General features: G+C 68.5%; 12 protein-coding genes. 7 read left to right on the forward strand and 5 right to left on the reverse strand.

Features of this window, described 5'->3' with window-relative positions:
• Nucleotide 1 precedes the first annotated feature (1 nt).
• Nucleotides 2-646 (forward strand): FMN reductase, encoded by a 645-nt coding sequence (locus tag ILP86_RS08010; RefSeq protein WP_046748304.1) that lies wholly within the window; start codon nucleotides 2-4, stop codon nucleotides 644-646.
• Between the two features lie 51 nt (nucleotides 647-697).
• On the forward strand, nucleotides 698-2050 hold the full coding sequence (locus tag ILP86_RS08015) for an FAD-binding oxidoreductase (RefSeq protein ID WP_193752142.1): 1353 nt from the start codon (nucleotides 698-700) through the stop codon (nucleotides 2048-2050).
• A gap of 1 nt (nucleotide 2051) precedes the next feature.
• Here the strand turns inward: ILP86_RS08015 and ILP86_RS08020 are convergent, their stop codons facing one another.
• Both ILP86_RS08020 and ILP86_RS08025 read right to left on the reverse strand, forming a co-directional pair.
• On the reverse strand, nucleotides 2052-2741 hold the full coding sequence (locus ILP86_RS08020; protein ID WP_058630518.1) for a response regulator: 690 nt from the start codon (nucleotides 2739-2741) through the stop codon (nucleotides 2052-2054).
• On the reverse strand, nucleotides 2738-4027 hold the full coding sequence (locus tag ILP86_RS08025) for an ATP-binding protein (protein WP_193761746.1): 1290 nt from the start codon (nucleotides 4025-4027) through the stop codon (nucleotides 2738-2740). The genes ILP86_RS08020 and ILP86_RS08025 overlap by 4 nt, the downstream gene beginning before the upstream one ends.
• Nucleotides 4028-4172: 145 nt before the next feature.
• Between ILP86_RS08025 and ILP86_RS08030 the strand changes: the two genes are divergently transcribed.
• The gene (locus ILP86_RS08030) at nucleotides 4173-5612 is read left to right on the forward strand and encodes a cation:dicarboxylate symporter family transporter (RefSeq protein WP_058630664.1); all 1440 of its coding nucleotides are present in this window, start codon (nucleotides 4173-4175) and stop codon (nucleotides 5610-5612) included.
• A 54-nt stretch (nucleotides 5613-5666) separates the two neighbouring features.
• On the opposite strand, the gene ILP86_RS08035 is transcribed toward ILP86_RS08030, so the two are convergent.
• Both ILP86_RS08035 and ILP86_RS08040 read right to left on the reverse strand, forming a co-directional pair.
• Nucleotides 5667-5843 (reverse strand): DUF5302 domain-containing protein, encoded by a 177-nt coding sequence (locus ILP86_RS08035; RefSeq protein ID WP_017830923.1) that lies wholly within the window; start codon nucleotides 5841-5843, stop codon nucleotides 5667-5669.
• Between the two features lie 31 nt (nucleotides 5844-5874).
• Entirely contained in the window at nucleotides 5875-6459 is a 585-nt protein-coding gene (locus ILP86_RS08040; protein ID WP_127012277.1) for a DedA family protein, read from the reverse strand.
• A 140-nt stretch (nucleotides 6460-6599) separates the two neighbouring features.
• Here ILP86_RS08040 and ILP86_RS08045 point away from each other — a divergent pair, with 140 nt between their 5' ends.
• Complete coding sequence (locus ILP86_RS08045) at nucleotides 6600-8540, forward strand: GDSL-type esterase/lipase family protein (protein ID WP_193761747.1); 1941 nt, start codon at nucleotides 6600-6602, stop codon at nucleotides 8538-8540.
• Between the two features lie 12 nt (nucleotides 8541-8552).
• Here the strand turns inward: ILP86_RS08045 and ILP86_RS08050 are convergent, their stop codons facing one another.
• Nucleotides 8553-9863: a UDP-glucose/GDP-mannose dehydrogenase family protein gene (locus tag ILP86_RS08050; protein ID WP_193761748.1), complete on the reverse strand. Its 1311-nt coding sequence runs from the start codon at nucleotides 9861-9863 to the stop codon at nucleotides 8553-8555.
• Nucleotides 9864-10222: 359 nt separating this feature from the next.
• Here ILP86_RS08050 and ILP86_RS08055 point away from each other — a divergent pair, with 359 nt between their 5' ends.
• The 3 genes from ILP86_RS08055 to ILP86_RS08065 all read left to right on the forward strand — a co-directional run bounded on the left by ILP86_RS08055 (nucleotide 10223) and on the right by ILP86_RS08065 (nucleotide 14419).
• On the forward strand, nucleotides 10223-12499 hold the full coding sequence (locus tag ILP86_RS08055; protein ID WP_046748310.1) for a polyribonucleotide nucleotidyltransferase: 2277 nt from the start codon (nucleotides 10223-10225) through the stop codon (nucleotides 12497-12499).
• 219 nt (nucleotides 12500-12718) lie between these two features.
• Nucleotides 12719-13747: an aldo/keto reductase gene (locus ILP86_RS08060; RefSeq protein ID WP_218867343.1), complete on the forward strand. Its 1029-nt coding sequence runs from the start codon at nucleotides 12719-12721 to the stop codon at nucleotides 13745-13747.
• Nucleotides 13748-13816: 69 nt separating this feature from the next.
• Complete coding sequence (locus tag ILP86_RS08065; RefSeq protein WP_046748311.1) at nucleotides 13817-14419, forward strand: histidine phosphatase family protein; 603 nt, start codon at nucleotides 13817-13819, stop codon at nucleotides 14417-14419.
• The last annotated feature ends 21 nt before the right edge of the window (nucleotides 14420-14440 follow it).

Consider the following 14440-nt stretch of genomic DNA (forward strand, 5'->3'; position numbering starts at 1 on the left):
CATGACCACGCGTCGTATCGCCGTCGTCTCGGCGGGATTGTCGAACCCGTCGTCCACCAGGATGCTCGCCGATCGCCTCGCGGCCGAGACCGTGAAAGCCCTCGCCGCACACGACATCGAGGCGAGCGTCGACGTGATCGAGCTGCGCGACTATGCGCACGACATCACGAACAACATGCTCACCGGCTTCGCGCCGCCGGCGCTCGAGACGGCAATCAACACCGTGGTCTCCGCCGATGCGCTGATCGCTGTGACGCCGATCTTCTCGACGAGCTACTCGGGCCTGTTCAAGTCGTTCATCGACGTGCTCGACCCGGACGCCCTCACCGGGAAGCCCGTGCTCATCGGGGCGAACGCGGGCACCGCCAGGCACTCGCTGGCGATCGACTACGCGATCCGCCCGCTGTTCGCGTACCTCCACGCCGAGGCCGTCTCGACCGGAGTGTTCGCGGCATCAAGCGATTGGGGCGGCGCGGGCGACGACGTCGCTCCGCTCGCCAAGCGTGTGGAGAAGGGGGCGAAGGAGCTCGCGGAGGCGATCGCACGTCGCGGAGCCTCCGAGACGGTCGATCCCTACGACCCTGCTACGTACCTGGGTGAAGGGCGCTCGTTCGGCCACATGCTCGGCGGTCTGGCGGGCGAGTGAGTCGCGCATGACGCCATCGACGATGTCCGAGGGATGTCGTACGGTGGCGTCATGCCAACGCACCCCGCCATCGTCGCGCTCCAGGACCGACTGACCGGAACCCTCGTCCTTCCCGCAGACACGGCGTACGCCGCGGCGCGTCGACCGTGGAACCTCGCGATCGAGCAGCATCCAGATGCGGTCGCGACGCCCGCCGACGTCGACGACCTCCGTGTGCTCCTGCGCGCAGCACGGGAAGCGGGGACGAGCCTCGCGATCCAGCCGAGCGGCCACGGCGCATCCGGCGACCTGAGTGGTGCCGTCCTCGTGCGCATGAGCGCATTCGACGAGCTGTCCCTCGACCTCGAGAGCGGGGTCGCGACCGTCGGCGCCGGCGTGCGCTGGGGCGCGGTCGTCGAGGCGCTGGAGGGAACCGGCTGGGTCGCGCCGGCCGGCACCAGCCCGGTCGTCAGCGTGGCCGGGTACACACTGGGCGGCGGGCACTCCTGGTTCAGCCGCACGGGCGGTCTCGGCTCCGACAACCTGCGCGCGGCATGGGTGCTCCGCACTGACGGCACGCATGAGCGCGTCGACGATGACACCGACAGTGACCTCATGTGGGCATTGCGCGGAGCCGGAGGCCTGGTGGGGATCGTGACCGCGCTCGAGATCGAGCTCGTGCCGGCACCGGACATCTGGGGCGCCAACCTCACCTTCGATGTCGTCGACGCTCCCGCGGTCGTCCGTGCGGTCCGCGACCTCGCCGCATCAGCAGCCGCGACGCTCAACGTGTTCGTCAACTCGATGCGCATGCCGGATGCGCCGGAGCTGCCGGAGCAGATCAGGGGACGCAGCTTCCTCACCGTCCAGGTGCTGTCGACCGATGGGCCGCAGGACGAACTGGTCGACACGGTGCGTAGAGCAGGGGAGGTGCGCAGGGAGATCACCGGTCCGACTTCGCCCGCTGCACTGGCCGCCGCCTCGAACGAGCCCACGGAGCCGACCCCTGGCCGGGGTGCTTCGATGGCTCTGAGCATCCTCGACGACGAGACGATCGATGCCCTCCTCGAGTTCAGGGAGCTCCCGGAGCACTGGCCGATCATGGGCATCGACCTCCGCATGCTCGGCGGTGCCTTGAACGCCCCGCGCCGCTCGGGCTTCGCATCGCTGCAGTCCGTCGGCTGGCTGTTGCACGCTCTCGTCCCGGTCATCCCCGGTGTGCCGACCGAGCCTGGCGACGCGAGTCTCGTGGCGTTCCGCGAGCTCCTGGCGCCGAACGAGGCCCCGCAGACCGTGGCGACCTTCCTCGGCCCTGATCAGTCGCTCGACCGATGCGGCACCGCCGACGATGTCGCCCGACTGCGCAGCGTGCGGTCGCGCGTCGACCCCGAGGGACTGCTCCACGAAGGACGACTGCCGCGCTGACCTAAGCGGGAGGCGGTCCGGGGCGTCTCCAGTCGTACTCGGTCTCCGGTCGTCCCCGTGTGCCGTAGCGTGCGCCCCGTGTCAGCACACCCTCGGCGACCAGATGCTCCAGGTAACGGCGCACCGCGACCCGAGACATGCCGAGTCGCTCGGCTGCCTCCCGCGCCGAGAGCGGTCCGCCGGCGCGCAGTTCCGCGGCGACCCTGTCCAAGGAGGTCGTCGAGAGTCCCTTGGGCAGCGCGATCGTTCCCGTGGAGCGGCCGAGCAGTGCATCGATCTCCGCTTGGGTGGCCTCGCCCTCGGTGGAGCGCGCCTGTTCCCTGTATGCGCGGTACTGTTCCATCCGCTCGCGGAACACGGTGAACGGGAACGGCTTGACGAGATACTGGAACACCCCGAGCGCAGCCATCTGCCGCACCGACTCGGCGTCGCGCACACTGGTGATCGCGATCACGTCCAGCGCTGCGGAGCGTGCTCGGAGCGCACGGAGCACGTCGATACCCGAGCCGTCCGGCATCGTGATGTCGAGCAGTACCAGATCGAATGCGCCGGGTCGATCGAGCACTGCCGTCATCGCGGCGCGGGCGCCCGTGCACTCGCCGGTCACCTCGAAGCCGTCGAGACGGGCAAGGTAGTCGCGGTGCAGTTCGAGCGTGAGTGCGTCGTCGTCGACGATGAGCGTGCGGATCATCGCCGCCGCCGCCCTTGCCGTTCGCCCGCGGCGGGGAGGACGACTCGGAAGGTCGTCGGGGCATCCGTCACCGTCACCGAGCCACCCGCCCCGCTCACCACCGAGCGCACGAGGGCCAGGCCGATGCCGCGCCCTTGCGCATCGGCAGGTTTCGTGGAGAATCCCTGGTCGAACATCCGCTCGCGCACGGCCGGCGCTATTCCGGGACCGCTGTCGGAGACCTCCAGCACGATTCCGTGGCCGTCGTGCGTGCGCAGCGAGACCCGCACCCACCGGTCGTCCGACTCGGCCGCGGCATCCATGGCGTTGTCCACCAGGTTGCCGAGCACGGACACGGCGTCCACGGTCGACAGGGGAGTGCGGGGAGTGTCCGGCTCGATGTGTACCCGCCAGTTGATGCCGCGTTCCTTGGCCTGCGAGGCCTTTCCGAGGAGGAGCGCTCCGACGGCCGGATCGCCGTGGCGTCGCGCGGTCACCTGGTCGACGAGGGATTGGCTCTGACGGGACGTCTCCGTGAGGATCTCGATCGCCTCGTCACGGCGTCCGAGTTCGAGCAGGGCCACCGCGGCGTGCATCCTGTTCCCGTGTTCGTGCGTCTGCGCCCGCAGCGCTTCCCCCAGGGTGCGGATCGATTCGTACGACGACACGGCGTCGCGCAGCTGGCCGGGCGGGAGATCGCCGGCGATTCGGCGGGTCACGCGGCGAGCGATGATCGCGCCACCGGCGCCGAGGGCGACGAGGGCGATCGTGATGCCGAGCGTGAGAGGCAGGCGGCGGATCAGCGTATCGCTGATGGACTCGGTCGTCACCCCTGCGGCGACCCAGCCGATCAGGTCGTCATCCGGCGCGGTGACCGGGACGATGGTCCGTACCGATGGTCCCAGGGTGCCGGTGAACTCCTCGGTGAGCGTGCGCGGCGACGCGGGGATCGTGCCCAGGTAGGTTCCGCCGATCTGGTCGGCGTCGGGGTGGGTGATCCGCGTGCCGTCGGGAGTCATCACCGTGATGAAGTCGAGTCCCGCACCGGCGACCACGGTCAGCGAGTAGGGCTCGAGCACCCGTGTGGCCGCTTCCCGGTCGTCCGAGCTCAGACCGTCGATCACGTCCGGGGAGGCAGCGAGCGAGACGGCAGTGGCGGCCGTGACCCGTTCCGCCTCGGCGCGGATCGATCGTTGCGCCTCCAGCACCAGGAAGCCCGCGACGAGGATGCCGATCACGACGGCGGCGACCAGCAGCACGGCGAACACACGGGAGGCGGTGCTGCGGGTGCGGGAGGGGCGCGCCATCGCTTCCTCCGATCGTCGTTGCTCAGGTGCCGTGACCAATACGACCACAACTCGCCCCGATGCGGGAAGTCGAGGACCGTGAACTCTGATCGGCGGCGAAGCAGCCGCCCACCGGACGATGACGTCGATGATCGAGGAGGACGCGATGGCGCTCACAACAGGATTCTCACTGCCGAAGTTCAACTGGCGGCGAGGGAAGCAATCGTGGGACCGGCACACCTGGCTGTATGTGTCGGTGCTCCTGGCGGTCGTGCTCGGTGCGGTCGTCGGTCTCGTCTGGCCCGAGGTGGGACAGGCTTTCGAGCCGCTGGGCAAGGGATTCGTGGCTCTGATCAAGATGATGATCGCCCCGATCATCTTCTGCACGATCGTGGTCGGAGTGGGGTCGATAGCCAAGGCGGCCACCGTCGGCAAGATCGGTGGACTCGCGCTGCTGTACTTCATGGTCATGTCGACCTTCGCCCTCGCGATCGGTCTCGTCGTGGGGAACATCATCCACCCGGGCTCCGGACTCGACATGGCCTCGTCGACGTACGATGCGGTCGAGGCGGAGGCCAAGACGACACAGGAGTTCATCCTCGGCATCATCCCGACCACGTTCTTCTCGGCGTTCACGGGTGAGAGCGTGCTGCAGGTGCTGTTCATCGCGCTCCTCGTCGGCTTCGCCCTGCAGGGGCTCGGCGACCGTGGTGCCCCGATCATGGACGCGGTCAAGCAGCTCCAGAAGCTCGTCTTCCGCATCCTCGGCATGATCCTGTGGCTGGCTCCGCTCGGGGCCTTCGGTGCGATCGCCGCCGTGGTCGGCAAGACCGGTGTCGCCGCGATCTGGAGCCTGGGCACGCTGATGGTCGCCTTCTACATCACCTGCATCCTGTTCATCGTCGTCATCCTCGGGGTGCTGCTGTGGACCGTCACACGGGTGAACATCTTCGCGCTCATGAAGTACCTCGCCAGGGAGTACCTGCTCATCGTCGGAACGTCTTCCTCGGAATCCGCGCTGCCCCGGCTGATCGCGAAGATGGAGTTCGTCGGCGTCTCCAAGCCGGTCGTGGGCATCACCGTTCCGACCGGGTACTCGTTCAACCTCGACGGCACGGCCATCTACCTGACGATGGCTTCGCTGTTCATCGCCACGGGCATGGGCCAGCCGATGACGATCGGCGAGCAGATCGGTCTGCTCGTGTTCATGATCATCGCGAGCAAGGGCGCCGCCGGAGTCACCGGCGCGGGCCTCGCCACCCTCGCCGGCGGCCTCCAGGCATACCGCCCCGACCTGGTGGACGGTGTCGGGGTGATCGTGGGCATCGATCGGTTCATGTCGGAGGGGCGAGCACTCACGAACTTCACCGGCAATGCGGTCGCGACCCTGTTGATCGGCACGTGGACGAAGCAGATCGACCGCGACCGCGTGCGACGCGTGCTCAGCGGGGAGCTGCCCTTCGACGAGTCCCTGCTCGACGGCGTCGATGCGCACGAGCCGGTGGGCAGCGCCCAGGCCGCTGACATGCAGGAGCTCCGCGAAGCGGCGGTCTCCGAGATGGCGGCGAAGGAGGAGCGGGCCCGGCTCCGCGCCGACCGCCGCTGAGACGGAAGTGGGGGATGCGGGAGCCCGGCCGAGCCGGCTCCCGCATCCGCGCGGTCAACCGCTCTTGCGTCGGAACTCGCGCCGCGTCTGCGGGGCGTTCGCACTGTGCACGGCGGAATCGCCGTCGAGGTGTGCCTCGCCCTGCCGGTGGTGCGCGTTCTTCTTCTCGAGCGCTTCCTTGAACTTGCGCTTCATCTCCTCAGAAGAGGAGGCGCCTTCTTCGGTGCTCATGACCCGAGCCTAGGGCACGTGCCCGGGTGGGTCACCCTCTGGAGCGGCGCACGCACAGGTCGATCAGCGCCCCGATCCCGATCGCGAGCACGATGGAGACGGGCACGGCCACGAGCGGACCTCCGGGGACGAGCGTCGCGACAGTTGCGCCCACCGCGGCCTGGTACAGCGCCCACCCGGTCGCAGCGAGACTGACGAGCGCGAGGTAGCGCGGCGGGTGGACACGCGATGCCCCGGCGACCAGATTGATCGCAAGCCGCGCGAACGGCACGAACCTCGCGGTGAACAGCACCGTGGCCATCCCGCCGTCCAAGCGGCGGCGAGCCCAATCCAGAGCCTGGAGCACTCGTGGTGCCCGCATCCACCGCCAGCGCTCGGTGCCCACCGACCACCCGATGAGGTAGCAGCAGGCGTCACCCAGAGCAGCGGCGACGGCGGCACACACGACCACAGCCCACAGGGGCGGGGAGCCCGTCGTGACCGCGATCGCACCGAGGGCGGTCACCGCGACCTCACCGGGCACCACGACGAAGAAGGCGTCCCCCACCACGAGCACGCTCATCAGGACCAGGCTCCAAGGGCCAGCGAGTGAGGCGGTCAGCAGATCCGTCGGCACGTCGCCCACTCTGCCCCCAGAGGGTGAACGGGAACCAAAGAACGGATAGCCGGTGACCCGTTCTCCAGCATCCGGTGAACATCCGGTGCAGAAGGGCGTCTGCGGGCGTCCCCGCTCGTACGGACCGTCATCCTGGGCCTGTGAGAGTAGCGATCGTCACGGAGTCCTTCCTTCCGCACATGAACGGTGTCACCGGCTCGGTGCTGCAGATCCTGCGACACCTCGAACGGCGAGGGCATGAAGCTCATGTCGTCGCGCCCGCGGCCGTCGGCGCACCGTCCGAGATCAGCGGTGCCCCCGTCGAACCGATACCGAGTCTCGCTCTTCCGGGGTACCGGCACGTGAGGGTGGGAACGTCGAGCGCTCACCGCATCGCCACCTCGCTCGCTCGCTTCCAGCCCGATGTCGTGCACCTCGCTTCCCCTTTCGCATTGGGGTGGCGTGGGGTGCTGGCCGCCGAGCGCCTGGAGCTGCCGGCCGTCGCCGCCTATCAGACCGACGTCGCCGCATACACCGAGCGCTATCGGGTCGCGGCGACCACGGGCATCGCCCAGGCTCACATCGCCCGCCTGCATCGACGCGCCACCATCACCCTCGCGCCCTCCGCCGACTCGGCCAGGCAGCTCACCGCGCTGGGTATCGACCGCGTGCGTCGCTGGGGGAGAGGCGTCGACGCCGAGCGGTTCCAGCCGTCGCGACGCGACGGCGCGCTCCGAGTCGGCTGGGGCGCCGACGTCGTCATCGGCTACGTCGGACGTCTCGCGCCGGAGAAGCAGGTCGAAGACCTCGTCGCACTCCGCGGTATCCCCGGCACACGCCTGGTGATCGTGGGGGACGGGCCCAGCAGAGCGAAGGTGCAGGGACTGCTACCCGATGCCCTCTTCCTCGGCCACCTCGACGGGGACGCGCTCGCCGCGGCGATGGCATCTTTCGACCTGTTCGTCCACCCCGGCGAGAGCGAGACGTTCGGTCAGACCCTGCAGGAAGCCCATGCGAGCGGTGTCCCCGTGATCGCGACGGGTCGCGGCGGTCCGCTGGGTCTCGTGCGCATGGGCATCGACGGATGGCTCTACCGGCCGGGGGACCTCGACGATCTGCGGGGTCGGGTGTCCGACCTCGCCGGCGATGCGCGCAAGAGGGGGGCTTTCGGCGAGGCCGGGCGCGAAGCCGTACAGGAGCGCAGCTGGGAGAAGGTATGCGACCAGCTCCTCGATCACTTCGACGAGGCGAGGACGCTGCATGCGGTGGACTCCCGCGCTCGCGCTCGTCGCCTCGTGCGCCCCGAGCCGCCCGCGACGATCGTCTCCCGTCGGTGGCGGCGGTACGTCGCGCTCGGTGACTCTCTCACGGAAGGGCTCTGCGATCCGGCCCCCGATGGTGCGCTGAGAGGATGGGCCGACCGTCTCGCGCTCCTGCTCGCCGCCGGAGGAGGTCTGCACTACGCGAACCTGGCCATCAGGTCCAAGCGCGTCCGAGACGTCGCCGGACTGCAACTGGCCAGGGCACTCGAGCTTCGGCCCGACCTCGTGTCGATCCTGATCGGTGCGAACGACCTCGTGAAGCCCCGCGTCGATGTCACCGCGCTCGCCGCGGAGCTCGAGGACGCCGTGCGCCGGCTGCGGGGAATCGGGGCGGACGTGCTCCTCGTCACGCCCTTTCTCCCTGGCCGTCGCGCTGCGTCGATCTATACGCGGAGGTTCTCCGCCTTCGCCACCGCGTTGAGCGGGATCGCCGCCCGCACCGGCGCGATCCTGATCGATACGGATCTGCACCCCTCGCTGGCCGAGCGCGCGAACTGGGGCGAGGATCTGGTCCACCTGAGCAGCCGGGGCCACCGTTTCCTCGCCTACCGTGGCGCCGAAGTGCTCGGTGTCCCCGATGCCGATGCGCTCGGGGTGCTCGACGCAGCGATGCACGACCATGAGACCATCGGCGCCGGTCTGTGGTGGCGACGGCATGCGCTTCCGTGGGTCTGGCGCCGCCTCAACGGTCGCGCGGCGGGTGACGGGAGGATCGCGAAGCACGATGGCTACGTGTACCTCGGTCGGCCGTCTGCGGCGTTCGCTGCGGTCGTGCCCTGAGACCCCGCTCGCTCAGCGCCGACCCATGCCGTGGTACTGCCAGCCGGCGGCGCGCCACGCGGTCGAGTCGAGGCAGTTGCGGCCGTCCACGATGACTCGGCCCCGTACGAGTGCCCCGGCGTGCTCCGGCGAGAGGTCCCGTCGATACTCATCCCACTCGGTGACGACCACGACGGCATCGGCCTCCCGCAGCGCCTCGTCGCGGTCACGGGCGTAGCCCAGCTGCGGATGCGCCTTGGCCGCGTTGTCGACGGCAGCGGGGTCGGTGACCACGACATCAGCGCCCAGACCGCGAAGACGCACGGCGACGTCGAGGGCCGGTGAGTCCCGGATGTCGTCGCTGAAGGGCTTGAACGCCGCTCCCAGCACGGCGATCCTGCGACCGAACACCAGACCGCCCAGTGCATCCACGACGAGCTGCACGGCTCGATCGCGACGCCGGAGATTGATCGTGTCGACTTCACGCAGGAAGCCGACCGCCTCGCCGCGGCCCAGCTCTTCCGCCCGCGCGGCGAACGCCCTGATGTCCTTGGGCAGACAACCGCCGCCGAATCCGATGCCCGCGCCGAGATAGCGCCGCCCGATCCGTGTGTCATGGCCGAGCGCATCGGCGAGCAGAGCGACATCTGCGCCGGACGCCTCCGCGATCTCCGCCATCGCGTTGATGAAGGAGATCTTCGTGGCGAGGAAGGCGTTCGCCGCTCCCTTGACCAGTTCCGCGGTCGCGAGATCCGTCACCAGGAACGGCACCCCGCTTTCGACGGCGGCACCGTACACGTCACGGAGGATCCAGACCGCGCGCTCGCCGGCGGCATCCGACTCGGCACCCACGACGAGACGGTCCGGTGTCAAGGTGTCGTGCACGGCCCAGCCCTCGCGGAGGAACTCCGGATTCCAGACGAGCGTCGCACCCGTGGGGGAGATGCGAGCGGCGAGCTCGCCTGCGGTGCCGACGGGAACGGTGGATTTGCCGGCCACCACGTCTCCTGGGCGCAGGTGGGGGAGCAGATCGTCGACAGCCGCGTCGACATAGCGGAGATCTGCGGAGTGCGCACCCGGGGCCTGTGGGGTGCCGACAGCGAGGAAGTGCACGTCTGCGCCCCCGGCATCGGCCATCCGCGCGCTGAAGCGGAGCCTTCCGGCCGACAGGCCTTCCGCGATGAGCTCGGCGAGTCGTGGTTCGAAGAACGGCGCAGCGCCCGACGCGAGCGCGGCGACCTTGTCCCGGTCGACGTCGATGCCCACGACGTCGTGTCCCAGGGAGGCCATGGCGGCGGCATGAACGGCTCCGAGATATCCGCAGCCGATGACGGAGAGGCGCATGAACCCACCACAGCGGATGCCCCCCTCGCTTCGGCATCCACGGGGTGAACGTGTCGTGGCCGGTCGATGTCGGATCCGCGTCGCGCGCCGACTCGCAGGATTCGAGGTCCGCGCTGATAGAGTGGATGAGGTTGATGTCTGTCAACCGCACAATTTCATATCGACTCATGGAGCGATCGGCGGAGAAGCTGGTCCCCTGTGGTGGGTTCCTCGGCAGATGTCGGGTGGCTTTCTACTGGTGGCCAGCGCAGGCGAGATTCGCGGGGATGCCCGCGCGCCCGAACCCTTCCGTTCCGCTCCTTTGAACATGCTCGCGCGTCACATGGATTCGCGAGTCTAAACAAAGAAGGAGAGACCTCTTGGAAGGTCCTGAAATCACCGCCACCGAGGCCGTTCTCGACAACGGCCGCTTCGGCACCCGCACCATCCGCTTCGAGACCGGCCGCCTCGCGCAGCAGGCTCAGGGCGCAGTCGCCGCGTACCTCGACGGCGAGACCATGCTCCTCTCGGCCACGAGCGCAGGCAAGCACCCGCGCGAGGGCTTCGACTTCTTCCCGCTGACGGTCGATGTCGAAGAGCGCTCCTACGCCGCCGGCAAGATCCCCGGCTCGTTCTTCCGTCGTGAGGGTCGTCCCTCCACCGAGGCGATCCTCGTCTGCCGTCTGATCGACCGTCCGCTGCGTCCGTCGTTCGTCGACGGCCTGCGTAACGAGGTCCAGGTCGTCATCACCGTGATGTCGATCGCTCCCGGCGAGTTCTACGACGCTCTCGCCATCAACGCCGCATCCGCGTCGACCCAGATCTCGGGTCTCCCGTTCTCGGGCCCCGTCGCCGGTGTGCGCCTCGCGTTCATCCCCGGCCAGGGCGAGCACGCCGACCAGTGGGTCGCGTTCCCGACCGCCGAGCAGGTCGCGGAGGCCGTGTTCGACCTGATCGTCGCCGGTCGTGTCGTCACCAAGGCCGATGGCACCGAAGACGTCGCGATCATGATGGTCGAGGCTGAGGCCACCGAGCACAGCTGGAACCTGATCAAGGCCGGCGCCACCAAGCCGAACGAAGAGATCGTCGCTCAGGGTCTCGAGGCCGCGAAGCCGTTCATCGCTCAGCTCGTGAAGGCTCAGGCCGAGCTCGCCGCCACGGCGTCGAAGGAGCCGGGCGTGTACCCGGTCTTCCCGGCGTACAGCGACGAGGTCTACAGCTTCGTGTCCGAGCGTGCGTTCGCCGAGCTCAGCGACGTCTACCAGATCGCCGACAAGGTCGAGCGTCAGACCGCCGACGACGCGATCAAGGACCGCGTGAAGGCGGAGCTCATCGAGGCCACCGAGGCGGGTTCGCTCCCGGCCGCAGCCCCGCTCGAGTTCTCGGCCGCGTACAAGTCGGTCACCAAGCGGATCGTCCGCGGTCGCATCCTCACCGAGGGCGCTCGTATCGACGGTCGTGGGCTGGCGGACATCCGTCCGCTCGACGCCGAGGTGCAGGTCATCCCGCGCGTGCACGGCTCTGCGATCTTCCAGCGCGGCGAGACCCAGATCCTGGGTGTCACCACGCTGAACATGCTCAAGATGGAGCAGCAGATCGACTCGCTGTCGCCTGTGACGAGCAAGCGTTACATGCACCACTACAACTTCCCGCCGTACTCGACCGGTGAGACCGGCCGTGTCGGTTCGCCGAAGCGTCGCGAGATCGGGCACGGCTTCCTGGCCGAGCGCGCCCTCGTGCCGGTGCTGCCGAGCCGCGAGGAGTTCCCGTACGCGATCCGTCAGGTGTCCGAGGCGCTCAGCTCCAACGGTTCCACCTCGATGGGCTCCGTCTGCGCGTCGACCCTGTCGCTGCTGAACGCGGGTGTGCCGCTGCGCGCTCCCGTCGCCGGTATCGCGATGGGTCTCGTGTCGGACGAGGTCAACGGTGAGACCCGCTACGCGGCTCTGACCGACATCCTGGGTGCGGAGGACGCACTCGGCGACATGGACTTCAAGGTCGCCGGAACCAGCGAGTTCGTCACGGCCATCCAGCTGGACACCAAGCTCGACGGCATCCCGACGCAGGTTCTCGCCGGTGCGCTCACCCAGGCTCGTGAGGCTCGTCTGACGATCCTCAACGTCCTGAACGCTGCGATCGACGCTCCCGACGAGATGGCGCCCACCGCGCCTCGCGTCATCAGCGTGCAGATCCCGGTCGACAAGATCGGCGAGCTGATCGGCCCGAAGGGCAAGACGATCAACGCGATCCAGGATGAGACCGGCGCGCAGATCTCCATCGAGGAGGACGGCACCGTCTACATCGGCGCCACCGACGGCCCGTCGGCTGAGGCCGCTCGTGCCCAGGTCAACGCGATCGCCAACCCCACCAACCCGGAGGTCGGGGAGCAGTTCCTCGGCACCGTCGTGAAGATCGCCACCTTCGGTGCGTTCGTCTCGCTGCTCCCGGGCAAGGACGGCCTCCTGCACGTCACCGAGGTGCGCAAGCTCGCCGGTGGCAAGCGGGTCGAGAACGTCGACGACGTGCTCTCGGTCGGCCAGAAGATCCTCGTGAAGATCACGAAGATCGACGACCGTGGCAAGCTCTCGCTCGAGCCCGTCCTCGACGACGCTCCTGCCGCTGAGGCTGCCCCTGCAGAGGACGCAGCCGCCGAGTAAGCGCGACGTTCGAACGGAACCCGGGCCTCTTCGCGAAGAGGGGGCCCGGGTTTCGTCGTCCAGTGGTGTGACCAAATCGTTATCCGGTGTTTCCGCGCCGTTCCCCGGATTGGTCGGGGCGTCCGGGGAATTCGCTTACTCTCGAAGTACGCACCGGGGGGTGCAGATCCAGCAGGTACGCAGGTCGGCACGCACCGATCGACGCGGGGGTGAGAGAGAATGCGGTTGTTCAGCGTAGGCGCAGGAGCGTCTGAGGAAGGCGCCAAGCAGGGCGTTGCCGAGCATCCGTCCGCGCCCATCCCGATCGTCGGACCGGGGATAGGGGAGTCCATCCGCGTCGCCCTGGGCGAAACGGGTTTCGAGACGTTCCCTCTGATGCTCGGCGCGGCGGAGTTCGGCTGGAACGTCGACCTCGAGACCAGTCACGGCATTCTCGACCGCTATGTGGAGTTCGGCGGAAACGCCATCCATACCGCTGACGGCTTCTCCGGCGGACGCAGCGAGCACATCATCGGGCAGTGGTTGCGGTCGCGCGGTCAGCGCGAGCGCAGTGTCCTGAGCGTCCGCATCGGCGCCCACGCCGACAACCCCGGCCTCGGTTCGGTCAACCTCGTGCGTGCCGTCGAGGGATCGCTGACCCGGCTCGGTGTCGACCGCATCGATGTGCTCTATCTCGATGCGACCCTCGACGCGACGACCAACCTCGAAGACACCTTGGCGACCGTCGAATGGATGACGGATGCCGGCAAGATCGGTTCGGTCGGTGCATTCGGCTTCGCCCCGGAGCGGCTCGTGGAAGCACGCATCCTGGCCGCGGCCGGTTACCCGCGCATCCAGGTGATCGACACTCCCTACAACCTGGTCCGCCGTCAGCCGTTCGAGGGTGATCTTCGCCTCGTGGCCGGTGCGCAGAACCTCGCCGTCACGCCGTCGCACGCGCTCGAGCACGGATTCCTGTCGGGTCGGCATCGCAGCAAAGCGCTCACGTCGCGCGGTGTGCGGGGCGAGCAACTGCGTGGTCATCTGAACCGCCGGGGGATCAAGATCCTGCGCGCTCTCGATCAGGTCGCCGAGGAAGTGAGTGCTCCTGTCGCGGCGGTCTCCATCGCCTGGTTGCTCGCTCAGCGCACGATCGCCGCGCCCATCGTCAACGCGTTCGCGAGCGATCACGTCGATGAGCTGATGCAGGGAGCGGGTGTCTCGCTCTCGCGCAGCCAGGTGTCCGATCTCACCCGGGCGGGTAACTGAGCTTCCAGCCGCCCGTGACATAGGGTGGAAGAGAGGTCCGGCGGATGCTGGCGATGAAGCGAGCGATTTGTGACGCACTACATTTATCTGGTCAGACACGGTGAACATCAGGATGCCGAGTACGGGCTCGCAGACGGACCCCTCTCGCCGAGGGGGCAACGTCAGGCGGAGCTGATCGCGGATCGGCTGTCCGGGCTCCCGCTCGACGCCGTCTGGCATTCCCCGCTGTTGCGCGCGAACGAGACGGCGCGGGCGATCGCGGCTCGTCTGCCGTCGGTGGATCCCGAGCCCACCGCGCTGCTGTTCGACTGCGTCCCGACCGGGATGACGGAGGAGACTCCTTCCGTGTTCGAGCCGTTCTTCGGTTCCGTCACCGAGGCCGAGATCGAGGCGGGGCGGGCGCAGATGTCCGATGCCGTCAATGAGTTCCTGGTGCGCAAGACCGGAGACGTGCACGAGGTGCTCATCACCCACAACTTCGTGATCTCCTGGTTCGTGCGGGAGGTGCTCGCCGCACCGGAGTGGCGGTGGATGACCCTGAACCAGTCCCATTGCGGGCTGACGGTGATCGCTCAGAAGCAGGGGCGGCCGTGGACGCTGCTCACGCACAACGACACCGGCCACCTTCCGGTGGAACTGCGCACCGGGATCCCCGATGCGCTGCTGGTCTGAGCGCCCTGCTCCGACGCGCCT

The sequence above is a fragment of the Microbacterium sp. R1 genome (assembly GCF_015159725.1).
Taxonomy (GTDB): domain Bacteria; phylum Actinomycetota; class Actinomycetes; order Actinomycetales; family Microbacteriaceae; genus Microbacterium; species Microbacterium oxydans.